Below are 23,367 nucleotides of genomic sequence, written 5' to 3'. Positions count from 1 at the left end.
GGCGAGCACGGCAAGGGCTTTGCGGTCGTCGCCTCCGAGGTGCGCAAGCTCGCCGAGCGCAGCCAGGCGGCAGCCGCCGAGATCGGAACGCTCTCGGTCGAAACCGTCAAGGTCGCGCAAGAGGCCGGCGCCATGCTGTCCAAGCTCGTTCCGGACATCAAGAAGACCGCCGAACTCGTCGAAGAGATCACCGCAGCCTGCCGCGAGCAGGACGTCGGCTCGGCCCAGATCAACCAGGCGATCCAGCAGCTCGACAAGGTCGGCCAGCAGAACGCCAGCGCGTCCGAGCAGGTGTCCTCGACCTCGGAGGAGCTCGCCTCGCAGGCCGAGCAGCTGCAATCCACCATCGCCTATTTCCGCATCGACCACGGCGCAAAGAGCCAGGCGCCCGCGCCGATCGACCGGGCGGTGAACCAGCTGCGCGCCAAGGCGGCGTCCATGGCGGCCGTCGAACGTCCGGCGAAGAAGCCGCAGGCCAAGCCGGCGCGCGCCGCGAAGGTTGCCGGCGGCGGCTTCGCCTTCGATCTCAATGACGGCGAGGACGATCGGGACGCCGATTTCCAGCGCTAGGACTTTGAAGGCCGGTCCGCCCTGGCGGTGGACCGGTCCACTTTCCGCAGTTCGATGAACGCGTAGGTTTCAAGATGGCCCGTATGGCCCGACATTCAGTGCAGGCGGCCATCCCGGGCGGGAGCCGTCGCCCATGATGCCCGCCATGCAGGATACGGCTGTGCATCTGTCCGAGCGCCATTTCCGGACCATTGCCGAATTGATCGAGAGCCAGGTCGGCATCAAGCTGCCGCAGGGCAAGCGGCTGATGCTCGAAGGGCGGTTGCACAAGCGCGTGCGCGCGCTCAACTTCTCCGACCTCAATGAATATGTCGAGAACCTGTTCGAGGCCGATCACTTCGAAACCGAGCTCACTCACCTCATCGATGTGGTGACCACCAACAAGACCGACTTCTTCCGCGAGCCGCAGCATTTCGTCTTCATGAGGGACGTCGCGGTCCCGGGCCTGCTCAAAGCGCATGGACGGAAGAACGCGAACCTGAAGATCTGGAGCTCGGCGAGCTCCACCGGCATGGAAGCCTACACGACGGCGATGGTGCTGGACGACATGACGCGGAGCGGATCGCGCTTCCAGTACCGCATCCTCGGAACCGACATCTCGACCGCGGTGCTGCGCCTCGCCAGGACGGCGATCTACACCCGCGACGTGCTCGCCCCGGTTCCGGAGCAATTCGTGAAGCGATATTTTTCGTGGTCGCGGGACAAGTCGCGCGGCGAGGTGCGGGTCGTACCCGAGCTGCGGCGCATGACACACTTCATGAGGATGAACCTCATGGACAAGTCCTATCCCGTCGATCGCGACGTCGACATCATCTTCTGCCGCAACGTCCTGATCTATTTCGAGCGCGAGACCCAGCGCAAGGTGGTCGAGCGTCTGTGCAGCCATTTGCGTCCGGGCGGCTATCTGCTGGTCGGGCATTCAGAATCGATGATTCACAGTGCCGTCCCTGGGCTGAAACAGGTTCAGCCGACCATCTTCCAAGTCTAGCCGGAGCGCAACCAAAATGCCGAGCGAGAAAGTTCGCGTACTGATCGTGGACGATTCGGCGTCGGTGCGCCAAATCCTGCTGACGATCCTGAGTGAAGATCCCGAGATCGAGGTGATGGCGACCGCGTCCGATCCGTTCGTGGCGGCCAAGCGGCTCGAGAGGGAGCTGCCCGACGTCATCATCCTCGACCTCGAAATGCCGCGCATGGACGGCATGACCTTCCTGCGCAAGATCATGGCGCAACGTCCCATTCCGGTGATCATCTGCTCCTCGCTGACCGAGGAGGGCTCGAACGTGATGTTCGAGGCGTTCGAGGCGGGTGCGGTCGACATCGTGCCGAAGCCGAAGATCGACACGCGCCAAGCGCTGCTCGAATGCTCGACGCGGCTGCGTGAAGCCGTGAAGTCGGCAGCGCGCGCGCGCGTGCGTCCGCGCGCAGAGCGCCGGGAGATCGAGAAGAAGCTGACGGCCGATGCGATCATCCCGCCGCCGGTGCAGGGCAAGGTCCGGCCGGCGACGGAGCGCATCGTGTGCATCGGTGCATCGACGGGCGGAACCGAAGCGCTCAACGACGTCCTGGAGATGCTGCCGGCGCACTGCCCGCCGATCGTCATCGTCCAGCACATGCCGGCGGGCTTCACCGCGGCCTTCGCCAGGCGTCTCGACGGCGTCTGCCAGATCCGCGTCAAGGAGGCCGAGGACGGCGAGCCGGTGCTGCCGGGCTGCGCCTATATCGCGCCGGGCGCCCGCCACATGCTGCTCCAGCGCATCGGCGTTCGCTTCCAGATCGCGATCAAGGACGGCCCGCCGGTGTCCCGGCATCGTCCGTCCGTCGACGTGTTGTTCCGCTCGGCGGCCCAGCATGCCGGCGCCAACGCGCTCGGCGTGATCATGACCGGCATGGGCGATGACGGTGCGCGCGGAATGCTGGAGATGCGCAAGCTCGGCGCCTCGACGCGGGCTCAGGACGAAGAGAGCTGCGTGGTGTTCGGCATGCCGAAGGAAGCCATCGCCCATGGCGGCGTCGAGAAGGTCGTTTCGCTGCACCACATTCCGCGCGAGATCATGCTCTGGTACCAGGCCGGGCAACCCGTGATGGCGGGTTGATGGCGATGTCGTTCATTCCGGCCGATACGTCCGCCGAGGCCATCGCCGCGATCGAGGACGTCAACTCGCGCATCGAGGACGTGTTCGCGCGCGTCGGTCACGACCTCGGACGCGGTCATCTCATCTTCAAGGAGCTGAACCAGGGCCTCGCCGCGCTTTCCACCGAACTCTCCGGTGCTGAGATCGAGGGGGCCGCAACCGCGCTACAGGAGATCGCCGCGCGGCTCAGCGACCTGGCGGAGGCCCTGCCGGCCGAGACCGCCCTGCTCGAGACGATCGGCAAGAGCACGGCGGAGGCATCCGCCTTGCTCAAGCCGCTGTTCAAGCACATCCAGATGATCACCATCATCGCCCGCAGCGCGCGGATCGAGGCAGCCTCGCTCGACGGCGACCGCGAGGGCTTTCTCGCCTTCACGCAGGAGGCCTACGATCTCGGCAAGGCCGTACAGGGCGCGCTCGAAGGCTGCGCGCGGGATCAGCAGCGCCTGTCCGAGGCGGTGGCCACCGCGTTCGGCCGGCAGAAGGAGTTCGAGGGCCGCTACCGCAATCAGCTGGCGGCGCAGAGCGCCGAGCTCGGCTCCGCCTATTCCGGATTGCGCGATCAGCGCAGCAACAGCAGCCATCTCGCCGACCTCGCGAGCTCCAGCACCAGGAAGATCGCCGAGGCGGTGGGCAGCGCGATCGTCTCCTTGCAGGCCGGCGACAGCACGCGCCAGCGCCTCGAGCACGTCTCGCACGGCCTTGGCCTTGCGTCGGCTCGCGCCCCGAGCCTCGTTCCCGTACCGATGGCGAGCGACGACGGCGCGCGCGCGATCCGCCAATTGCAGGCGGCTCAGCTCAGGGACGCACAGCGCGAGTTCAGCGGCGACGTCGGCCAGATCGTTGGCGCGCTCGCCGCCATCCTGCGCGATGCGGGCAATGTCGTCGGCCACGGCCGCTCGCTGTTCGGCGGCGATGACGGCGGCTCGTCGTCGTTCCTGACGCGCATCAAGCAGACGCTGGCGCATGCATCGAACCTGATCGCCACCTGCGAGGGTGCCGGCCGCTCGGTCGACGAGGCGCTCGCGATCGTCGAGGATACGCTGACGAAATTCCGCCAGGCCATCGCCGGGCTGGCCGAGGCGACGGTCGACATCACGCTGATCGGAATGAATGCGGGCCTCAAGGCGAGCCATCTCGGCAGCCGCGGCAGCGCTTTCGTCGTCATCGCCAACGAGCTCAAGGCCACCGCCGACCAGGTGTCGGCGGGGGCGGCGCGTCTGAGGCCCGTGCTCGACGGTATCGAGCGATCGGCCGCGGAGCTGAAGGAGCTTCGCGTGCAGGGCGATCCCACGCAGCTCGCCCAGCTCGAACCGCAGATTCTCCAGGCGCTGCGCGAGGTCGAGGCCGGCAACGAACGGCTCGGCAGGCTGATGAGCCGGCTCGTCGACGAAGGTGCGGAGTTCGAAGGTCTCATGAATTCGGCGCAAGGCCTGATGAGCGCCCTCGGCGAAGGCTCGGCGGCATTGCCCGCGGTCGCTGCGCGGCTCGAAGCCGCGAGCGCGGGCGCGCAGAAGCCGCGGCCGCAAGCGCAGGACGAAGCGGTGCTCGACGAGCTGTTTGCGCGTTACACGATGGAGCGTGAGCGGGACGTCCACCGGGAATTCCTGCAGACGCTCGGGCTGACGTCGGTCGCCACCGCGCGGCGGATCGAGGCGGTCGAGGCTGCGGACGACGGCATAGAATTGTTTTGATGTTGCCGCGGGCACGCCTCGCGTGCCCGCAGAAATTTTGACGGATTGATTTTGCAGGGCGTTAACCGTGGCGGAATGCTCGCCGCGCCGGTCATTGTTGCGCCCCACTGTTCGTTGCAAATACGGACGGAATTGACGACGGACGTTTCCATGCTGAAAGAGGGCAAATACGCGGCGTGGTTCAGAACCGCGCAGGCGCAAGGCACCGGCATCGTGCATCTGGCCGACGGCCGGATCTCGGGCAGTGACAGCTTCTTCACCTATGGCGGCTCCTATCATTTCGATGACGACCAGCACTTCACGGCCGTTCTGACCACACGGCGACATGCCGACGGGCCGCCGACCGTGTTCGGCTACGACGAAGTCGAGGTCGAGCTTTCGGGCGTTTACAGCGGTGCGATGGCGACCTGTTCGGGAACGGCCCGGGAGGCGCCCGGCGTGATGTTCGAGGCGACGCTGATCTACAGCCAGGAAGACGCGCCGGCGCCCGATGCCCGTGGCGCGGTCGTGAAACTCAATTCCGACAAGCTGCCCAAGCGGCTCGACGGCCGCACCCGATCGCGGAATCCGTTTGCGGCTGGCTCGCCCAAGTAAAAAGGCAGATCGAACAAATTCGCGGCGCCACAAGCCTTCGCGCCGAACGCCGTGATTAGCATTGCATTGACGCTGTCGTCTTGAATTCACGCCGCGGCCGCGCTGCAGAAACCCTGCCTTTAGAAGCGAGAGCTAGTCTGCGGCCGATCAAGCGTGGTGGAAGAACATGCCTCAAATCTGGATGACATACGACGAACTCGGCGCGCTTTGCGGCTGCGGCGCCATGGAGGCGCGGACCCGCGCCATCCATCTGTCGCTCGATCGTCGCAAGAGTCGCGACGGGGCGACGCGCGTCAAGCTCGACCTGGCACTGACGGCCAAATTCCTTGCATCCGTGCGTGAGGCGGATTTCGATCTCGATTGCGCCATCGAAGCGCTGCACGACACCCACCGGCAGATGGCCGAACTGCTGGCGCCTGCCGAACTCCGCAACAGGCGCGGGGTGGCCTGACTCTCCTCGCCGAGAGGCTGGACGCTTCAGGACGGCGGTCGGGGCAGGAACGCCAGGATCATCTGGGCGAGCATGACGCCGACGGTCCCTCCTGCCGCCTTCTGCAGCACGTCGAGGAAGCCCGGATCCCGGTCGGGTATGAACGCTTGCATCAGCTCCAGCCCCATGGCGACGCCGATAACGAGAGAGCAGGCCAGGACGAACCGTCCCGGCAGCAGGAAGGAAAGCAGGAAGCCGAGCAACCCATAGGCACTGAAACGCTCGATCACGACGACCCAATAGGCCTCGTGGTGCCCCATGAGCGCCGGCCGTCCCGCCAGCCGCGCCAGCGTGGCATAGACGATCAGCGCAAGACAGATGCTCGCGGCTGCAATCAGGTGGTTCCTGCGCATGGCGCCAACATACAAGGTTGGCCGCCGGTCTGGTTCGAAAGCCGAGAGTATCGTTAAAAGGTCGCTGTCGTCGTCAGAGGTCCCGCCGGCCACAAGCCTGTTGTCCCGCCGATGCGCTTCGGTGGAAGATGCTTGGGCACGACATTCCCCGAGAGCTCGAAATTCCAGTTTGCCTTCAGCAATGGCTTCTAGCCAGCGGGGGCCAAGATAGGGTTTAACGGGCACACAGGCCCGAAGTGGGTCTACCTGGGCGATGGCTGACCAATGGTCTCGCCGCACGAACATGGAAAGTTGAGCAGTATGATCAGGACTTTAAGTCTCCTTCTTCTCGCGTCAGCCATCGGAAGCTCTGTGGCCCTGGCGCAGGGGACCAAAGACACGCCATCGGGCACGCAGCCCACGTCTTCGACCCGCAGCGGCACAGGAACGAATTCCGGTTCGGACAGCATGGGCGGCGCGTTCAAAGGAACGGGGACGCCGACTTACGGGACCAGCCCCGGGATGGGATCCCAGAAGAAGTCGCAGAACTAGGCAAGGAAGCGGCTCGTCAAGAGGCGGGAGCGCTCATTCGACGCTCTCCGCCGGAGGCGATGGCGGACGGGAACGAGCTATGAATATGATCGGCCGCGTGCGGCGCTGCCGTTCTCGCAGTCAGTTCTTCTTGCCCGACTTCGACTTCAACGAAAGACCCAGCCGCAAGGCCATGCGCTTGATCGCATCGGGCGTGCGACCGAGAGCTTTCGCCGCTTGCTCCAGCGAGGCTGAAGACTTGGCCAGCTCCATGAGCCGGCGATCTTCCTTGAACGACCAGGGCCTGCGCGCCATAACCGAAATGTTCCTCTCGTCGACACAACGACAAAGCCGCCAAGCGGACCCATGTTCGCTCGACGGCTTTGCTTGGGTGGGGCCGGACTTGGGGGAGCCCGGTGCGAGAGATGGATAAGCAAAGCGCGCGCGTTCGCAACAAACAACGCGGATTAAGCTAACCTCTCAACCTTACCGGGATGAAGTTGGTGAATGACGCCCCGTATAACCACGGATCTTGTGCCGGCCGGTGTCGTCCGCGACGGCTGCCGGATCCGCTCGAGTCCGCGTCGCAGGTATCCCGCGCCGGCCGCAGCTGCGCCCGGCAGCGGTGCGCTCACTTTGACCGCTTTCGTTCCTACCTTTGATCGGCGACTGAAAGATCTTCCGGGCCCTGGATCATGAGCTAGGGCCGCTCGAATGATTGAACTGAGGCGCGACGCGCCCGCAGATATTTCGTCGGCGTGCGAGAACACCGTGTTCTGATCGGCCTGTCTCCGGAAGAGACGGCAAAGTTCGAAGCGCTGGATCTTGCGCCGAATGAGACAGTGCGGTTCGCATCCCGGATCTGCGTGAGCGAACGAGCCGCTGCCACGCACGAAATTCGCTGGCTCGAGCTCCATTCCAAGCACGAAGGGGCCTGGCGGGCGTGGATCGTAGAAAGCCAGGCAGAGCGGGTGCAAGATTCAGGGTTTGTTAACTATGGCTGACCGATGGTAGTCCTCTGAATCTCGATCGTGGGATGGCCCGGATGTTTCAGCTGTTCCTGAGAGCGCGCGCACACAATCTTCTCGGCTCCCGCCGCGAGGACAAAGGCTTCAAGGCCCGCTCCGTCGAACGTGATGCGGAGACCGATCGCGTGCGCATCGGTGCCGTCCTGACGGCGATCGAAACGGCGTTGCAGGAGGCAGAGAGGGAGCAGGCCGGGCTCAACCGCCGCGTCGACGATGCCCTTGCTCGTGCATCCGTCACCTTCGGAAACGGCACCGACGAATATCTCGAGCGGGAGGCGCTCGACAATCATCATCAGGATCTCTTCGCGGCCGACATCTCGAACGGCCAGCGACGGCTCAAGGAACTGGCCAGCTCCATTGCTCACTTGAAGTTCGTCAAGACCGCAATGCTCACGCGTTTCCCGGATTTCAAGCCGCCGCAGCTCAACAGCTAGTCTAGTCCGGGGATCCTGTCCCGCGCTTCGCATTTGAGGCCGTATGCTTGCGGCCATCCTTCGAGACGGCCGCCCTTTGGCGCGCGCTCAGGTTTCCCACGACCTCATATGAAGCGGCTCTGCGGCACGCAGGGGCGACCGCTCGGCAATTCGGCGCCGGTTTGCCGTTTGGTGCAGCGACCCTTTTTGATATGGTTTCGGCAACGGTTCACGGATTGAGGGAGCGACAGAGTGCAGATCAGGGATTTGCGAACGTCGGCCGGATTGGCGGCTGTTTTGACGCTGGCCGCGCCGGGAACGGCTTCGGCCATCACGGTCGAGGTCGCGCGCGCATGCGAGGCGGCGGTGGCCAAGGCCTTTCCGCCCAGACAAATCGGCAACCCCGCAGCTGGCAGCACCAAGGGAACGGGCAAGGATCAGCGCGAATACTTCAAGAAATGCGTTGCCAATGACGGCAAGGTCGACGACATGCCGGCGGACGCGCCAAAAGACAGCAAGCCGGCCAAATAGGAATCGAGCTTGCTGCGAGAGCGTTTGATTCAATCAGTCCCGATGCTTCAGCGTCGTGGCGGCGGACAGGGCGAGTAGAACGCGCCGTTCGCCGCATTGATCCGTTCGACGCATTGATTGGGGTCGGTGATCGTTCCAGCCACGGTGAAGTCGTAGCCCATGCCCTTGACCACGACGATGTAGCGGCCGGGAGCGAGCGTAAAGCCGTCTTGCTCCGGCTGGAGCAATAGCATTCTCGGCTGGTCGTCGACCGGACCTACCTTGTAGGGGTAGGACATGCTCCGAATGACCCAGGAATCGCCGACGTTGACGATGGCGGCTTTCCCGGTGGCATCGACGCCCATGGCCCGGGAGACTTTCGCGACCACCCGAACTTCGGTCCCGCTTGCGTCGACACCTCCGTCGGGCCTGAACACGATGAATTTGACGTCGCCGTCCGTCAACGTGGTCACGCTCGGCGCGGTGATGGCCGCCGAGATCGCGACGCGCCGGTCGGGAATCTTTCCAGGCACCGGCTTGAGCTCATGGAGCTGGCCTTCGTTCAAGGCGTAGACGCCGAATGTCGTCGGCAAAGGCATCGAGGGATGCGCCGGCTCTTTCTGGCTATCCGGCGTCCGTTCAGCAGTTTCGGCCACGGGGGGAGCCGGGCTGGCGGCCGGGCGAGCTTCCTGGCTGTTCGGTGCCCGCTCGGGCGGCAACGCCGTCGGCGATAATGCGGTCAGCTGTGTCCTCAGCCGAGGCCAATAGACGGCCAAGGTCCCGGCCCCACCAATGAGCAGGAGGATGACGGTCAATCGAACGAGAGATTTGAAGGCGCCGCTCCGTTTGGGTCGGTCGAGCGAAATTGGCGGTGCGGCAGGACGGCGTTGCGTCTCCGCAGCCTGCGAAACGGCTGGTGAAGCCAAGGCAACCGGCATCGGAATGGGCGGTGGAACTGGGATGTCGGCCGGTGGAGGATTCGCCACGGGGTCTGCGGCAGCCTTTGCCGGTGACGATGTTCCGCTTCGCTCAAAGGACCGCTCGACCTCCCGAATGGCGCGCTCGAGGACTTGCTGGAGCTCCCGCGCTTCCCGCGCATCGGTGTGGCTGAATTGTTCCAGAAGCTTGACGCGGGCCAATTCGTAAACGACATCCCGCATCTGCCGGGGATCGTCGGAGATTTCGCGGATCCGCCCTGACAACAGGCGGACCAGTCCGGCCTTGATCTCCTGCGCCTTCGAGGCGTGGGCTGCTGTGTCGCCGGGCTCCGTCATCAAGGCCGATCAACTAGCCCGGATACTGCTGTTTCGCTAGGCTTTTTCACTTGGATTCCCTTGGCCAAGCGGCGCAACGCTCCGACGGCAACGACACGCAGCGGTCGTTCGCGATCGCCTCGAAGAGCTTGCTTTTGGGCGGAAACCTGTGACATTCCGCCCAGCTCCTTCTTCCGGTGTTTGACCATGCGCGGCATTTTGACGGCGATCGTGTTCCTGGCCTTCCTGGTTCAGTCTGCTTCTGCGCAGGGGACCAAGGATCAGGCCAACACCACAAGCTCCAGCATCATCACGACACCGACGAAAAAGGCGCAAACCACCCAAGCCGCGTCCCGGCCGACGGCTACTCGGAATGTGTCGGGGAGCCTTCCTGCCGGAAGGTCGGCTCAAGGCGTCTGGCGGGATGGCAAGCTGGTCGCGGTGCCGCGATGAGGTCACGCAACGAACCGTGAAGCAGCCGTGAAGGAACCGTGTTCGCCTCCCTGACGTTCTTGCTCGGGAGATATAGCATGAAACGATTAGGTTTGATTACACTCGCGCTTCTCGTGCCTGCCTGCGCCTGGGCCCAGGGCGTCAACGATGCGTCGACACCCAACCGTAATGTGATCATCGTCAACCCGTCGCAGCCGTCGCGCTCCACGGCGACCCCGAACATTCCGAGCCGGATCGAACCGCCCGTGACGACGAGCGGCGGTCGTGCCCGGCCATATTACGGGAATAGAACCAGGGGCAGCGGGTCGAGCCGCCGTTATTAGGCGCGCTGGACACCCGACAGGATCGCAGGACGGCTATTGCGGATTGACCTCGACCTCCAGGGTCGATGTCCCTGCTTCGTGCAGGTTCTTGCCCGATATCAGCAGCGTGAATTTGTCGCTGCCGCTCAACTTGCTGTCTGCCGCATAGCGGAAGCCGGACCCGACAACGGCCAATTGTCCCCGCGATGGCCCGCTCACGACCGACACGTTGAATATCTGCATGTAGGACCAACGCAGTCCCTGGATGCAGTCGGTTCCAGGCGCGATCGACATCGTCCATTTCACCGTATCTTGCGACAAGGCGAACGGCGTGCGTTCCTTGATGCAGAGGCGGCTGGCGTGCGCCGACGCGCCAGACAGGGCGAAAACCGCGAGGGCAATACTCAGCAGCGATACCGGTCCTGTACGCATTCTCGGCCACTCCACGAAGGGATGTGCAAAGCTAGCAGCGATGACCTAACGAGGTCTTAGAACGAAGCCGTTTGCCCTGAACCGGTCATGTGACGCGGATCTCAGGTGCACCCGTCATTGCGGTCGGCCTCTCTCCAGACCATGCCATTCTGCCCCTGTTTTGCCTGACGAGTCAACTTCATTTTCGGAAAAGGCGTAACCCATTGATCCGGCTGATGCCTCCTACTGTGCATGGGGTTGTTTTCGATTTTTTTGACGGGAGGGCTGCGAAACGCCGCAGGGAAAGCTCGTCCGCGAATTCGTTTTCCTGCAATCGGCAAAGGTATAGAATGGAGGTTGGAGATGAGGACATCGGCCAATGCTCGTCCTTCCAATGGTCGTCCTTGTCGCTCTGACTGGAGTCATCAGCGTGCGAACGGGCCGACGTGGCTACTGTGAAAAGCGGTTTGGGAAGTTGTCTCGGGCGGTCGTTGCCGGTGCACTCGGCCTTGGTCTTGGTCTTGGTCTCGGCCTTGCCTGGCCGTCCTTGTGTCTCGCTCAGACCGGACCGGAGCCCTCGATCAACGACTACCTTCCGCCGAGCGAGCCGGAAGTCTCGCGCGACGAATGGCGGCAGCGGATCGAGGAGGCACGGCGCCGCGCCAGGGAGGTATCGCGCGAGCGACGGGAGCATCCGGAACTCTACAAGCCGATTCCGGAAGACCCGGACCGCGTCGCGACCGAGCGCCTTCTTCGCGACGATAGTCTGCAACGAGGCGACATCGTCGCGACCAAGAAGGGCATGTTCGTCTACCAGGGGCGATCCGATCAGCCGCGCCGGGATCAGGACTTCGTGCCGGTCAATCCGCAATCGGTGCGCTGAGGTTCAGTACCGCCGCAATATCTCGTTGAATTTGGGATCGGTCACTTTCGTGGCCTCCAGCAGCAGCGACTTGCCTTGCGGAGTTGCCTGCACGTAGGTCGCGATCAGCAGCGGCTCGTAACGAGAGCGATTGGCCAGCGCCGCCCGGATGTCGGATTGCGCCAGGAGCTTGATCTCGTCATCGGTCGCAGCCGCGCTCGAGGTGACGGTCCGGACGCGAGAGAACGCAACGTCGAGCGGCACCGACCCGGTCAAGTAGGACATCTTTACCGCAGCCGTCGCCGCCTCGCCGGCCTTGGTCTGGAGCGCGCCGAGCGTGAGCCATAGCGCGGGCCTGATTGGCGACACCTTCAAGGCAGCCACGACGGCGGCTTGGGCTGCCTTGTTCTCGCTCGTCATTCCGCCTGCTTCGGTCGACGGACGGTGAAGGACGTCGGTGGCCATCGCCGCCGCGTAGTTCGCGAGCAGGTCGCCATCCCATGAAAACGAGGCCAAACTACCAGCGGCTGCCAGCTTCGCCTTGTCCGGCGGAATCTCGCCCGAGAACAGATCGTTGGCGCGAAAGTTCGGCCGTATCAGATCGCCGTAGAACGTCATGCCGGCGTGAAGCGCCAGCACGATTGCGGTGCAGATGCCGGCGACGCGGAGCAGGATGATGCGGTTCATTGAGGAATTGACGAGGCCAGTGCGGGCGGGCCGAAGACGGGACCGAGGTTCGGCCGGAGCCGTTAGATTGCCATGAGACTATCGCCCTGGATCGTCAACAGCGTCAAGTTGCCGGTCGCGTAGGCGCCGGTATCGATGTTGATGCGGTTCGGGCGGATGTCAGGCGCGCTGACCGGCGTATGACCGTGAACGATATATTTGCCGAAGCGCTCCTCGGAGGCGAGGAATTCCTCGCGGATCCAGAGCATATCCTCATCCTTCTGGCGATCGAGCGCGATGCCCGGCTTGACCCCGGCATGGACGAAGAAGTAGTCGCCGCACGTGAAGGAGGAGGGCAATTGCTGGAGGAACGCCAAGTGCTCCGGCGGGAGCGCGCGTCTCAACGCCTCGATCAGTTCGACCTGTTGCTCCGGGGACGGATTCATCGTCGGCGTGATGCCGTAGGAGACCAGTGTCAGGAGGCCGCCGTAATGGCGCCACTCCTGCAGGCGGGCGGGGTCCTTGAGGACCTCGAGCAGGAAGACCTCGTGGTTGCCCTTCAGGCAAACCGTCTCATGCGATTTCGAGCGCTCGATCAAGATATCGAGAACGCCGCGTGAGTCCGGGCCGCGATCGACATAGTCGCCGAGAAAGACCTGGATGGCTCGTTCGGGCGCAGAGCGCGCGAGGTCGACGTCGATCACGGTTAACAGCGATCGAAGCAGATCGGCGCGGCCGTGCACGTCGCCGATCGCATAGACGCGAAGGCCGTCGGGAAGCCGAGGCTTGGTCCTCTTTCGAAAACGGCTGGAAAGGCCCATCAGGTCGGTCGAATCGCTTCTGGCGTCACGAGCGGATCATCGTGACCGCTCTTAGCAGAACAAGTCACATACCGGTATTCTTAATTGTTTCCGACCGGTTAGCCCGCATTTGATTAAAGGATGACGCGGCCTTTGAGCCGTATTTCAAGACGTCTGGCGTAGCGTCTCCCCGACAAGAACGGGGAGCGCAACATGCGCAAAGTTGTAAAGTTCCTGGCGGCCATGGCCGCCATCGTCGTTGCTGCGGGGGTGCAGCAGAACGCGGAAGCCGCTTTCGTCGGCGCGCCCATGGGGCTGCGCGGCGCCATCCAATACATCAAGTTCGACCAGCCGACGCTGGCGCCGATGGCATTCACGATCTTCTGCCTGAAGTACAAGGATGAGTGCAAGCCGCGGCCGCAGCAGATCGTGTTCAGGGGCGGCCGTCTGAAGCTCACGGCCGAACGCCTGGCGCAGATGCAGGAGGTCAACCAGCGGGTCAACAGCGCGATCCGTCCCGAACCCAACCTGGAAGGACTGCGCGGCGAGAAATGGCTGCTGCATCCGGCGAGCGGCGACTGCAACGACTACGCCGTGACAAAACGCCACGATCTGATCGCCAAGGGCTTTCCGGCGCGCTCGGTGCTGCTCAGCGAGGTCGTGACCACCTGGGGCGAGCATCATCTCGTGGTCGTGGTGCGGACCTTCTCCGGCGATCTCGTGCTGGACAATCTCTCCGGCCACATCATGCCGTGGTCGAAGAAACCGTATCGCTGGGTCCGCATCCAGTCGCCCAAGAACCCGAACTACTGGGCTTCGCTCGGCGATCGTTCAGTCTGACGATCGGCGCTCTATCGTGATGAGGATTGGCTGACGCTCTGCGACAGCCCCAGTCCCACGATCACCGAAAGACACAGGATTGCGGCCGGTCCCAGCAATCCGGGGCCGGCGAAACTCTGGACGAGTGCAAAGAGAACGCAGCCGGCGGTCGCCGCCGGAAAGAACGAGTCGCGTCCGCGGTGCAAGGCGCCGAAGAACAGGCGGACCAGAGCGATCAGGCTCACGGCCATCGTGGCAGCCAAGCCGATCCATCCCATGCCTGCGAAGACGGCCGTGGCCGCCGACGGCGCCGTCAAGACGACTCCGGCATCGCTCTGATAGATCCTGCCCACCGCGACGAAGGTCCCGGCACCGGCGCCGAACCAGCGCGTGTCGGCCAACATGCGCTCGAGGGGCGCCCTGGTCTCGGCTCCCATTTCCGGCACGAGCCGCAGGAGGATTGGTCCGGAGCTCTTCTCGAAGAGGAAGGTCAGCACGATCGCCGCGCCGATCAGGGCTGCCGCCGCCAATGCGCCGGCCGCCAATGGGGAGAGGTCGAGCCTGCGGATGACGAGGATCAGCAGGATCAGCGCGACGCCGAAAGCCGCTGCGATCGCGCTGTTCGTTCCCGAAAACCCAAAAATGGCGGCCGCGCTGGCCGAAGCCCCGACAAGACCGCAAAGGCCGATCGCGACCGAGCGAAGCACCGAGTGATGCGTTTCGGCCCGTTCGGCTGCGAGCTGCATGACGGCGAGATTGAGCATGAGGCCGAGGCCGGCAAGAGTCGTCATGAGCTCGGAGGGCGCGGCTGCTGCAACGGCGGGCGAGAGCCGACGCACGTCCAGGATCAAGGCGGCCACTGCCGTCACGCCGCTCAGCACGAAGAGGATCAGTTCGGCACGGCTACGGTTGCGGACCACCAGGATGGTGACGCCGAGCGACGAGATCGCTGCAAGCGCCAGCAGCAGAGCGTTCACGGTCAGGCCGGTGTCGGCCGTGATCCGCCCGAGCGAGGGGCCATCGAGGACGTCGTGAGCGCTGGACCAGATCGGATGCGCCCAGCTCAGCGGAAGAGGAATCAGCTGGGTGGCGATGCACAGCGGAATGGCGATCAGGATCCAGCGCCCCCAGGAAAGCGCGCGGACATAGTGATCGTAGTCGGCCCGTCGTGCGCTTGCGGTGGCCCCCAGCAAGCTCAGCGCTACAGCCAGCATCCCGAGCTGCGCACCGAACTTGGCGCCAGCGATTTCGAGAGCGGAAGCGGAAACGATGGAAACGATGAGGGCAAAATAGGCGAGGGACAAACGGTGCTCGAAGGGAATCCTGAAACAGTCAGGTCACCATACAAGCGGGCGGCGGGTTTTCAAGCGAAGGTCTGCCCAGGCAACGGCGCAGTCTTCACCTCTCGCGTCCCGCGAAAGGTTCATCGCTGCGTCAGCGGACAGTCTTGACGGGCCGGGCGAAGACGCGGCCAGCGCGCGCGGCAGCGAGGCCAAAGCGAGCCCCTGAACCGAAGAGATAACCGCCCTGCAAGGCAATGGCTGCGAACATCACGCCCTTCAGGCTCTCGAGCACCGTGAGATCGGCGATCAAGCCAACCGGGATCGCGGCGAGGACCATGAAGAAGGTCAAGGGCACCAGCACAAGGACGCGAAAGCGTTGCCCCAGCACGGCACCGACGAGAAAGCTGAAGATCAAAAACGCGGTCATCCGAAACACTCCGTGCCTCGGACCCTAGGTTCCCCGCCCTAAAAAGACCCTTAAGTTGTTTGGCTAAATTTAGCCTACTGGGTGCAATTCGCCAGCAGCGAATGATAGGCCTCCCGCAGCCCGGTCAATGCTACGGTACCTTTGATCTCGCTGTCGCTCTCCCTGACGACCACGGACACCGAGGGCGTGGTCTGCCATTTCCCGGCAGCAAAGGCCGAGACCTCGTCGGGCAACAGCACGGCAGCGCCCACGGCCGCCATGCTGGCCTCGAACGTCAGGGTGCCGCCGCTGCTGGCGGCGATCGTGACCTTGGGGCGGCTCCGGGGCGGGAGGGGGCGGATCAGGGCCACCAGCACATCGATCTTGCCCCTCGGCGCGCAGCGGACGATGAGGCCGGCGAAGTCCGGATCCGACTGGGCCGTGTCCGCAGTCTTCATGATCGCGGCAAAGCTCTCGCCGTCCTTCGTCCCTTGCGTCCGGGTGAATTTCCAGACGGAAGAGGAGGCAGGGGCGGCCACCGCAATGACGGGTGCGCCGCGACACGAGGATTCCGCGCTGCCAGGGCAGGGGGCCGGTCGATCCCGTCCGTTTTCGGCGCCGCCAAGGAGCGAACCTGCCAACAGCATGATCAAAACGAGATCGGGCATGAGATTCCCACTTCAGATAGGCCGAGCCTTAGCAGAAGGCGGCGATGCCAAGAAGCCTGTGCGCGACACACCAAGTCCTTGAGCTTGGCGGTTTGATTGGCGATCGGGCACAGGAAATACAACAAATGGCCACAATGGGTTAAACCGCGCTCCAAACAGTGGCCCGCACGCAACAGTAGTCAACGGATCGCACCGCTGACCGCCGGGAACACTTGTCGCACCACCCCCTAGGCCGTACCAATCTATGCCAATTGGGGACTCTCGGGCGCGTTCATGCAATCCATTGCCAAGAGCTACATATTGAAGCCAGCATTCCTGGTGATCGCTTTGGCGCTGGGAGCCTGCTCGACCAATCCCGGCTCCGGACCGCTCACGGACGACGTCAACAACAGGATCCAGACCGAAAACGCGCCGGCCTATGAGCTGGTGCCGCTCAATCCGGCGACCGTGAAGATCCTGCACACGCATGAGCCCAAGGGGCTCGCCGGCGTGTTCACCGATCGCCGCCCGCCCGCCAGCATCGTGTTCGGGATCGGCGACGTCGTCAGCGTCACCATCTTCGAAGCCGCGGCAGGCGGTCTGTTCATCCCGGCGGAAGCCGGCGTCCGCCCCGGCAACTATGTGACGATCCCGGACCAGTCGGTGGACAACGACGGGTTCATCACGGTGCCCTATGCCGGCCAGATCAAGGCCGCGGGCCTGACAGCGGTCCAAATCCAGCGCGCGATCGTCGAGAAGATCGGCAACCGTGCCATCGAGCCGCAGGCGATCGTGGCGATGTCCTCGCAGCGCACCCAGCTCATCAGCGTGCTCGGCGAAGTCAATTCGCCGGCGCGTTATCCGGCGAGTGCGGCGGGTGCCAAGGACCGCGTGCTCGATGCGATCACCCGCGCCGGCGGCATCAAGGGCCAGGGCTTCGAGACCTGGGTCATGCTCGAACGCGGCGGCAGGCGGGCGACCGTGCCGTTCGAGAATCTCGTGATGGCGCCCGAGAACAACGTTTATGTTCGTCCCGACGACAGCATCTACGTCTATCGCGAACAGCAGAAGTTCCTGGCGTTCGGCGCCAGCGGCCAGAGCGGCGAGTTCAACTTCGATGCCTGGCGCATCAATCTCGCCGAAGCAGTCGGCAAGGCTGGCGGTCTTTTGGATGCTCAGGCCGATCCGGCTGCCGTCTATCTCTATCGTCGCGAGCCGCGCGAGGTCGCTGCCCAGCTCGGCATCGACGTGAGCAAGTACACGTCGGAAACGATCCCGGTCATCTTCAACGTGAACTTCCGCGATCCGGGCGGCTTCTTCCTCGGGACAAAGGTCATGATGAAGAACCAGGACATCATCTACGTCTCGAACTCGCGCAACGTCGAAGTTGCCAAGTTCCTGAACTACCTGCGTGTGGTCATGGCGACCGGCAGCGATGCCGTGAACCTCGCCAACGATGCCCTGATCTTCCGCAACAACATCAAGCTGGCGCCGTAAGACGCCAACCTGATCGACCAAAACCGATGGCACCGGGCCTTTGTCCCGGTGCCATTTTCGTTTAGGAACCGAAGCGGTTCTGCCGGGGCTACAAGTTCGGGATCTGGATCAAGGCGCCGCTGAACACGGCGCGCCGGTCATCGGTCCACCCCGCAGTGTTGCAAGGGGCTTCATGCGGTTTCGAGCATTCTGGCGTCTTCTGGCGCTCGTTCCTCTCGCCTTCGGGCTTGCACCGATCGGAAAGGCTCTCGGCGCTGCCGCGGAGCTGGGCGTCCGCCATCGGATCGACGTGATGGTCTCCGCCGAGCCCGATGCTCCGATCTTGTCGCGCCTGAGGGGGGCCAAGGGCGAGCTGTCCTTGACGGTCCGTCTCTCGGCGAACTCCAAGGAGAGCAGGTTCTTCGGCATGCTGCGCCCGTCCTTTCCCGATATCGTCGTTCCCGATGGCGCGGGCAAACAGCTGGTGCAACAGACCAAGCTCTGGGAGGAGGAGGTCTGCCATCAGCGCCGCGGCCTGCCGAAGGTCACCGTGACCCAGCTCGGCGGGCGTTTTGCGGAAGGCGAGGGGCGGGTCGAGATCTCCGCCCTCAACCGGCGCATCGGACTTCTGGTCCCGCCCGACGAATTGACTCCGGGAATAAAGCTTGATCCCGGGAGCGATAGCCTTGGGGCATTCTATGCCTTGCGGGCGCAGACCCGGAACAGCCGCCTGAACGTGGACCTCAAGATCTACTCAATCGATTGCCCTCTTTAGTTCAGGCAAGGCAGTTCATGGGAACGACGACCGTTGCGGTTTGCGGTTGATCGAAAATCCTAAAGCATGATCCGGAAAAGTGCGCAGCGGTTCTCCGAAAAGATCATGCTTCAACAACAACCTAAAGCGCGATGACGATTCGTCCTAAGCGCATCGCGCTTTAGTCCGCGACTCCGAACAGAACCGGGCAAGGAGCGATCAGCCTCGGGGCTAGTAGTGCTTCCCGATCTGATCTGCTCCCGACGCGCTATCGCGCTGCGTGCGTGTCGTACCAGCCAGCTGGAGGAAAGTCCGGGAAACGGTAATCCTTTCGCCCGGCCGCGCGCACCAGCGCGGCCTGAATCCCTCCAAGCATGCGGAACACACTCTTTCGCCCCTGGAAGATGCCTGCGTCTCCCGCCAGCGCATAGCCGCGGAAGATTCCCTTGTAGACCTCGAGCGCTTCGAACATGTCCATCCACCGTCCGGGCAATTCGTTACCGAACAATCCGCTGCTGCCCTGTTCGAATCTGTGCGGCTGGAAACAGCCTTCGCTCGCCGGCTGAGGCGGCTCCTGCAGGGAGACGAGGCTTTGATCCACAATCTTGAATTTGGAGTAGCCCAAGCTCCTGAGCAATTCGAACTCCCTTACGAGATCGCTCCAATTCTTCTTCTCGGACTCGATCGAGACGAATCGCGGGGGTTCGGAAACGTTCCCGAGCGATGACAATGCGTCAAAATCGTTCCCTTCGATATCGATCTTGCAATATCTGGGAATGCCGTGGTCGCGCATGATATCGGCCAGCCGCTCGGCTTTGACTGTTATCTTTTGCACGCTCGCTGCGCCCAGCATCTGGTTTCGCTTGACCCACTCGAGGTTTGCCGTTCCCCAGACCGAGTGCTCCGTGTTGACGTAGAAGTCGATATTCCCCGGCGTCTTGGCGACGGCCAGGTTGAGGATCTTCAGTTGCCCTGTGGCAACCTGCTGGGAAAACTGCTGGCCAAGTGCGCTACAGAATTCCGGTACAGCTTCGATGGCAACGACCTTGAATCCCTTCTTGAGATAGAACCCGGAGTCTTCACCTTTATGGGCGCCGAGATCGTAAATGAGGTTTTCGTCAATCATGATTTTCGTACTCGTGTCCAGGTCGTGAGGAGCGTCGCGCGCGCAATGCGTTTCTAGCGGCGGAATGACAAGATGTTGGTGGGATGAATTGATCCGGCAACCAAGTCCGCCGCTGCAGCCATGTTTCCGGCAAGCCTGCCTCGGTAGTCGATCGCCGGATGTTCGCGAAGCGAGCGCAGCGCGTTGGACGCGAGCGCTCGTGTCCAAAAGTATGCGCACCTTCCGAGGGAAATTGTTCCTTTGCGCGCAAGGTAGAGCGGATTAGCGAGTTGCGAGTAGCCATACTTGTAGCCACTGACCCGTCCAGACTTTGACCCAAGATGTACACCGATCAAGTTTGAAGCTCGATAGACGTCCGAGAATTTCCTGATCTGTCCGGACAAATCCGTATCCTCCAGCCAGCCATAAAGCGGCAGAGTCTCGTCGAACGCACATTGATCGAACACTGTCGCTCTGAAAGCCATATTGCATCCGTACAGGCCTTCCTTCCACTTGCCGTATCCGATCTGATCGCTCGCCCGAGGCAGCGCCAGCGCATCCGAAGCCTGCTCTTCGGTGATTGCGATGCTGCCTCTTGCCCCGTCCATGATCACCGCTCCTGTAACGGCTAGGACCTGCGGATTTGCCGCAAACAGCGCTTCGCACTTCTGCAGCCAATCGGCTGCAGGCCTGAAATCATCGTCGAAGAAGACAATGATCTTCGCGAGCCAGGCCTCGGGAGAGCTCATCCTCCTGGCCGTTTGAATGCCGTGATTTCTCTGCGACGTCAGTCCCGCCCGCGGAGAAACCAGTCGGTGCACGCTCAGATCATTCGGGACGGCGGCAACACCGGGCAGATCTTTGGGTTCAGCGCCCACAAGCATGACGTTATCGGGCGCGCGTTCTTGAAGTCGAAGCTGGTCTAGAAGAACTTGAACGTCTGCCGGTCTGCCGCGTGTCGCTAAGATGACGTCAATATTCAATTTGCCCTCGCAGAGAGACGGCCAGCAAACGTCGGTCGTCTTGACATAAGAACTTCATGGAAAACGTTCGATCAGAAGCAGGAATTCTCCCGGAAATAGTCCGTCGGCAATTGGCGACGCGGGTTTTCTTAAGCCTGGAGATGCGGTGTGGCCGAAGCACTACCGGACCACGTTGCCGAAATCCAGCGTAGTTGACTGAAATTGGGACCGTCCAGCCCCTTCATCGGAGGAGACCTGCGCCTGTGGTGAATCGCCCTGTTAACGAACTCGTTCTCCTCGTCACCGTGCTCCCGGACGAGTTGACGCCGGAAATTAACCTCTGTAGGCGGGGTATGATTTGGAATGGATCGTCCACCGTCTCTTCCGACTGCGGGACCTGGCGCGGCACTTGCTGGACGCCCACGGGATCATCCGATCTAATGTATTCTCCACTGGGGGTCGTCAGACGAAAGTGATGGGCCGTGTTTCGATGAACATTCGCTGGTCGGCTGATCTCGCAGCCAGCTGTGCACTGTTCTTTGTTGTAGCGAGCGCGCCGTTCCCGTTTGGGTCGACCAACAATCTGGCTATTGCCTTCTGGTGCGCTTGTCTGGGAATCGCCTTGATATTCGCGCCAGCGAAGGCCTTGCGCCGTCCCCATCTCTGGATCATCGCCGGCATCTTCATTGTCGTTGCGGCCTACGGGGTCGTGCTGCACGAACAGTTGTCCGACAGCCCGTGGATTGCGCCCTATCATCCGATCTGGAATCAGATCGGCTCGCTATTCGATTCATCCGTTGCGCCATCGGCCTCGATTGTCAGGCACGAAGCTCTCTTTGCTCTGGGGGCGCCACTTGCGAACATTTTGGCTATTCTGGTGGGGCTTGTCATCGGCGCCGACGCGAGGCGTGCGCGCCAGATAATGCTCGTGATTGCGCTCTCAGGCAGCTTCTATGCTGCGTATGGCGTCCTCTCGTTCCTCATCGAACCGACCATGATTCTGTGGCGCGACAAGACCGCCTATCTCAGCAGCGTCACCGGCACGTTCATCAACCGCAATACCGCTGCTGCCTATTTCGGCTCATGTGCCGTCATCTGGATACTTCTGCTTCTTACGGAAGTGCGCCGCCACCTCCCCGGAGGGCGCTTCAGGTGGAGCAATCTCTCCCGCGATCTGACGAAAATTCCGCAGGCTTTGCTAGCTCTGAAGTTCGCCGCACTCCTGATCTGCGTCATGGCGATGTTCATGACTGGCTCACGGGCGGGCGTGGCCGTTTCGCTGCTCTCCATGATCTTCGTCTTTGTCGTCTTCCTGCGGAAGGACCTGCCGCCGCGCACCGGCGTCTGGATGGCATTGGCGGCCGCCGCCTTGGCAGCTCTCGTTCTCCTGGAATTGCTCGGTGGTCGTGTCATGGGCCGCTTCGATAGCCAGGGGCTGACCGATAGTGGTCGGCTGGAGGGGTGGAAGTCCTCGTTGCGGATCATCACCGATAATCCCTGGTTCGGCACTGGAATGGGGACTTTCCAGTCGGCGTTTCCAGCCTTCCGCAGCTCGAATATTTCTATGCGCGGCACCTGGAATGCAGCCCATTCGACTCCTCTGGAGGTGGCTTTGGAGGCCGGAATTCCGATGACGCTGCTCCTGTCGGCCAGTTGGGCGGTGATGCTCACAGTGCTTGCGCGTGGGGTGTTCAGCCGCAAGCGTGACGCATCGATTCCACTGGCGGCCGTCGGCACTGCACTGCTGGCGTTGCTCCATTCCTGCCTGGATTTCACGTTGCAGATGCCGGGTTACAGCATCCCCTTCTTTGCGCTGTTCGGGGTCGGTCTGGCGCAATCCTTTCACTCCGGCGAGGGGAGCGCGGAGCCGCAAGAGACTGCGGCAAATGCGCTGTCGACTCGTGCTCGCACCTCGGGATCGCCAAAATAGCCGTCTTTCCAGGTACTTGGGCCTTAACTATTCCTTTAGAATTGGTGGACAGGGCCGCCTCTTTCGACTACTTTCCCATCGCTTTCGTTCCGGCCATAAAGGCAAACTAGTTGTTGAGGAAATTATGAACCTTGTCAGGTTTACGGTTCGTGCCGCTGTGATGATTGCCGTCGCAAGCTCGATATCCTCCGCTGCCAGCGCAGCTGTCTATCCGCCCAGCCGGCAACTGCAGGCTCAGATCATCTCCGATTTCAAGGGATCTCCCGCAACGCTTTTGCAGCAATATCCCGATGGCGGTCCGCAGCTGATCTCGCGCGTCCGAGACCTTGGAGCGTCGGATCCGACGACGGTGCCGGGTCTGATCGAATTGTTGAAGAACCCGGCGACGACGAAGGATCAGTTGCGCGCGATCGTCGCTGGTCTTGCCCAGGTGGCGCGCATGGCGGCGCAGACCGATCAGGCGTTTGCCAATGAAATTCAGGCCGCCGTCGCCGGAACGAACAATCCGGACGTCATTGCTGCCTACCAGGCCGCGACCGGTGATGTTGCAATCGCTGCGGCGGGTGCCGGCGGTGGCGGTAGCGGCAGCGGCGGTCCAACGACCGGCTCTGGCTTCGCCTCGGGCGGCAGCAGCTCCGGCGTTCAGCTCTTTGGTGGCCTGAACTACCCGAACCGCGTGACGACTTATACGGGATCGGTGACTCCCTCGACCGCCTATCCCGCGGTCAGTCCGACGCAGTAACGTCCGGGCTTCTTGCGCCGGCATCCCTAAGAGAAAATAAACCAAGGCAGCGTGTTCACACGCTGCCTTTGATCTTCTGCGGTAACTCGCTCAATATACAACCCGTGAAGCACGTGGTGCGTCCATGCTTCGATGGCTGTGCGTGATTTGCGGATAGGTGAAATCACGTCGTCGCGCGCTTGTCGGTCCAAGTACGGGC

At 62.7% G+C, this 23,367-nt stretch carries 26 protein-coding genes; 15 read left to right on the top strand and 11 right to left on the bottom strand.

What is annotated here, in order from left to right; all coding sequences use genetic code 11:
- From AX729_RS34570 to AX729_RS34545, 6 genes are all read left to right on the top strand, one after another.
- A partial coding sequence (locus tag AX729_RS34570) for a methyl-accepting chemotaxis protein (protein WP_245325505.1) occupies positions 1-570 on the top strand: 570 nt, incomplete at its 5' end.
- 133 nt (positions 571-703) lie between these two features.
- Entirely contained in the window at positions 704-1,558 is an 855-nt protein-coding gene (locus AX729_RS34565; protein WP_061028835.1) for a CheR family methyltransferase, read from the top strand.
- A 16-nt stretch (positions 1,559-1,574) separates the two neighbouring features.
- Positions 1,575-2,666, top strand: a complete 1,092-nt coding sequence (locus AX729_RS34560; RefSeq protein ID WP_061028833.1) for a protein-glutamate methylesterase/protein-glutamine glutaminase — start codon at positions 1,575-1,577, stop codon at positions 2,664-2,666.
- A 5-nt stretch (positions 2,667-2,671) separates the two neighbouring features.
- The gene (locus AX729_RS34555) at positions 2,672-4,399 is read left to right on the top strand and encodes a hypothetical protein (protein ID WP_061028862.1); all 1,728 of its coding nucleotides are present in this window, start codon (positions 2,672-2,674) and stop codon (positions 4,397-4,399) included.
- A gap of 150 nt (positions 4,400-4,549) precedes the next feature.
- Positions 4,550-4,993, top strand: coding sequence for a hypothetical protein (locus AX729_RS34550; RefSeq protein WP_061028831.1), 444 nt, complete (start codon positions 4,550-4,552; stop codon positions 4,991-4,993).
- A gap of 166 nt (positions 4,994-5,159) precedes the next feature.
- On the top strand, positions 5,160-5,444 hold the full coding sequence (locus AX729_RS34545; protein WP_061028829.1) for a hypothetical protein: 285 nt from the start codon (positions 5,160-5,162) through the stop codon (positions 5,442-5,444).
- A gap of 26 nt (positions 5,445-5,470) precedes the next feature.
- Here the strand turns inward: AX729_RS34545 and AX729_RS34540 are convergent, their stop codons facing one another.
- Entirely contained in the window at positions 5,471-5,836 is a 366-nt protein-coding gene (locus AX729_RS34540) for a VanZ family protein (RefSeq protein ID WP_061028827.1), read from the bottom strand.
- A gap of 651 nt (positions 5,837-6,487) precedes the next feature.
- Positions 6,488-6,661: a hypothetical protein gene (locus AX729_RS40830; RefSeq protein WP_197433745.1), complete on the bottom strand. Its 174-nt coding sequence runs from the start codon at positions 6,659-6,661 to the stop codon at positions 6,488-6,490.
- A gap of 730 nt (positions 6,662-7,391) precedes the next feature.
- On the opposite strand from AX729_RS40830, the gene AX729_RS34535 reads away from it, so the two are divergent.
- Together AX729_RS34535 and AX729_RS34530 are read left to right on the top strand one after the other, a co-directional pair.
- A complete protein-coding gene (locus AX729_RS34535) occupies positions 7,392-7,808 on the top strand; it encodes a hypothetical protein (RefSeq protein ID WP_061028826.1) in 417 nt (138 codons plus the stop codon).
- A 276-nt stretch (positions 7,809-8,084) separates the two neighbouring features.
- On the top strand, positions 8,085-8,318 hold the full coding sequence (locus AX729_RS34530; protein ID WP_245325504.1) for a hypothetical protein: 234 nt from the start codon (positions 8,085-8,087) through the stop codon (positions 8,316-8,318).
- A 47-nt stretch (positions 8,319-8,365) separates the two neighbouring features.
- Here AX729_RS34530 and AX729_RS41435 read toward each other — a convergent pair whose 3' ends face one another.
- Positions 8,366-8,953 (bottom strand): hypothetical protein, encoded by a 588-nt coding sequence (locus tag AX729_RS41435; protein ID WP_245325503.1) that lies wholly within the window; start codon positions 8,951-8,953, stop codon positions 8,366-8,368.
- An 804-nt stretch (positions 8,954-9,757) separates the two neighbouring features.
- On the opposite strand from AX729_RS41435, the gene AX729_RS34520 reads away from it, so the two are divergent.
- On the top strand, positions 9,758-10,003 hold the full coding sequence (locus AX729_RS34520) for a hypothetical protein (RefSeq protein WP_061028823.1): 246 nt from the start codon (positions 9,758-9,760) through the stop codon (positions 10,001-10,003).
- Between the two features lie 356 nt (positions 10,004-10,359).
- On the opposite strand, the gene AX729_RS34515 is transcribed toward AX729_RS34520, so the two are convergent.
- Complete coding sequence (locus AX729_RS34515) at positions 10,360-10,737, bottom strand: hypothetical protein (protein ID WP_061028820.1); 378 nt, start codon at positions 10,735-10,737, stop codon at positions 10,360-10,362.
- A 454-nt stretch (positions 10,738-11,191) separates the two neighbouring features.
- On the opposite strand from AX729_RS34515, the gene AX729_RS34510 reads away from it, so the two are divergent.
- Positions 11,192-11,599, top strand: a complete 408-nt coding sequence (locus AX729_RS34510) for a hypothetical protein (RefSeq protein ID WP_061028818.1) — start codon at positions 11,192-11,194, stop codon at positions 11,597-11,599.
- Between the two features lie 3 nt (positions 11,600-11,602).
- Here AX729_RS34510 and AX729_RS34505 read toward each other — a convergent pair whose 3' ends face one another.
- Both AX729_RS34505 and AX729_RS34500 read right to left on the bottom strand, forming a co-directional pair.
- Positions 11,603-12,265: a hypothetical protein gene (locus AX729_RS34505; protein ID WP_061028815.1), complete on the bottom strand. Its 663-nt coding sequence runs from the start codon at positions 12,263-12,265 to the stop codon at positions 11,603-11,605.
- Positions 12,266-12,327: 62 nt separating this feature from the next.
- Positions 12,328-13,065: a metallophosphoesterase family protein gene (locus tag AX729_RS34500; protein ID WP_061028813.1), complete on the bottom strand. Its 738-nt coding sequence runs from the start codon at positions 13,063-13,065 to the stop codon at positions 12,328-12,330.
- Positions 13,066-13,257: 192 nt separating this feature from the next.
- Between AX729_RS34500 and AX729_RS34495 the strand changes: the two genes are divergently transcribed.
- Positions 13,258-13,884, top strand: coding sequence for a transglutaminase-like cysteine peptidase (locus tag AX729_RS34495; protein WP_061028811.1), 627 nt, complete (start codon positions 13,258-13,260; stop codon positions 13,882-13,884).
- 11 nt (positions 13,885-13,895) lie between these two features.
- Here AX729_RS34495 and AX729_RS34490 read toward each other — a convergent pair whose 3' ends face one another.
- The 3 genes from AX729_RS34490 to AX729_RS34480 all read right to left on the bottom strand — a co-directional run bounded on the left by AX729_RS34490 (position 13,896) and on the right by AX729_RS34480 (position 16,091).
- Positions 13,896-15,167: a hypothetical protein gene (locus tag AX729_RS34490; RefSeq protein WP_061028809.1), complete on the bottom strand. Its 1,272-nt coding sequence runs from the start codon at positions 15,165-15,167 to the stop codon at positions 13,896-13,898.
- A 130-nt stretch (positions 15,168-15,297) separates the two neighbouring features.
- On the bottom strand, positions 15,298-15,573 hold the full coding sequence (locus tag AX729_RS34485; RefSeq protein ID WP_061028808.1) for a hypothetical protein: 276 nt from the start codon (positions 15,571-15,573) through the stop codon (positions 15,298-15,300).
- Between the two features lie 74 nt (positions 15,574-15,647).
- Positions 15,648-16,091, bottom strand: coding sequence for a hypothetical protein (locus AX729_RS34480; RefSeq protein WP_245325502.1), 444 nt, complete (start codon positions 16,089-16,091; stop codon positions 15,648-15,650).
- A 402-nt stretch (positions 16,092-16,493) separates the two neighbouring features.
- Here AX729_RS34480 and AX729_RS34475 point away from each other — a divergent pair, with 402 nt between their 5' ends.
- Positions 16,494-17,696: a polysaccharide biosynthesis/export family protein gene (locus tag AX729_RS34475; RefSeq protein WP_061028806.1), complete on the top strand. Its 1,203-nt coding sequence runs from the start codon at positions 16,494-16,496 to the stop codon at positions 17,694-17,696.
- Between the two features lie 172 nt (positions 17,697-17,868).
- Complete coding sequence (locus tag AX729_RS34470) at positions 17,869-18,450, top strand: hypothetical protein (RefSeq protein WP_061028804.1); 582 nt, start codon at positions 17,869-17,871, stop codon at positions 18,448-18,450.
- A gap of 247 nt (positions 18,451-18,697) precedes the next feature.
- Here the strand turns inward: AX729_RS34470 and AX729_RS34465 are convergent, their stop codons facing one another.
- Both AX729_RS34465 and AX729_RS34460 read right to left on the bottom strand, forming a co-directional pair.
- Positions 18,698-19,555 (bottom strand): FkbM family methyltransferase, encoded by an 858-nt coding sequence (locus AX729_RS34465; RefSeq protein WP_061028802.1) that lies wholly within the window; start codon positions 19,553-19,555, stop codon positions 18,698-18,700.
- Between the two features lie 53 nt (positions 19,556-19,608).
- A complete protein-coding gene (locus AX729_RS34460; RefSeq protein ID WP_063817325.1) occupies positions 19,609-20,517 on the bottom strand; it encodes a glycosyltransferase family 2 protein in 909 nt (302 codons plus the stop codon).
- Positions 20,518-20,986: 469 nt separating this feature from the next.
- Here AX729_RS34460 and AX729_RS34455 point away from each other — a divergent pair, with 469 nt between their 5' ends.
- Together AX729_RS34455 and AX729_RS34450 are read left to right on the top strand one after the other, a co-directional pair.
- Positions 20,987-22,426: an O-antigen ligase family protein gene (locus AX729_RS34455; protein WP_082770614.1), complete on the top strand. Its 1,440-nt coding sequence runs from the start codon at positions 20,987-20,989 to the stop codon at positions 22,424-22,426.
- A gap of 16 nt (positions 22,427-22,442) precedes the next feature.
- Complete coding sequence (locus AX729_RS34450; RefSeq protein WP_245325501.1) at positions 22,443-23,168, top strand: hypothetical protein; 726 nt, start codon at positions 22,443-22,445, stop codon at positions 23,166-23,168.
- Positions 23,169-23,367 lie beyond the last annotated feature (199 nt).

The organism is Bradyrhizobium sp. CCH5-F6, assembly GCF_001556045.1.
Classification (GTDB): Bacteria; Pseudomonadota; Alphaproteobacteria; order Rhizobiales; family Xanthobacteraceae; genus Bradyrhizobium.
The sequence above is the reverse complement of the archived record's forward strand: the minus strand, read 5'-3'. Positions and strand labels throughout refer to the sequence as shown.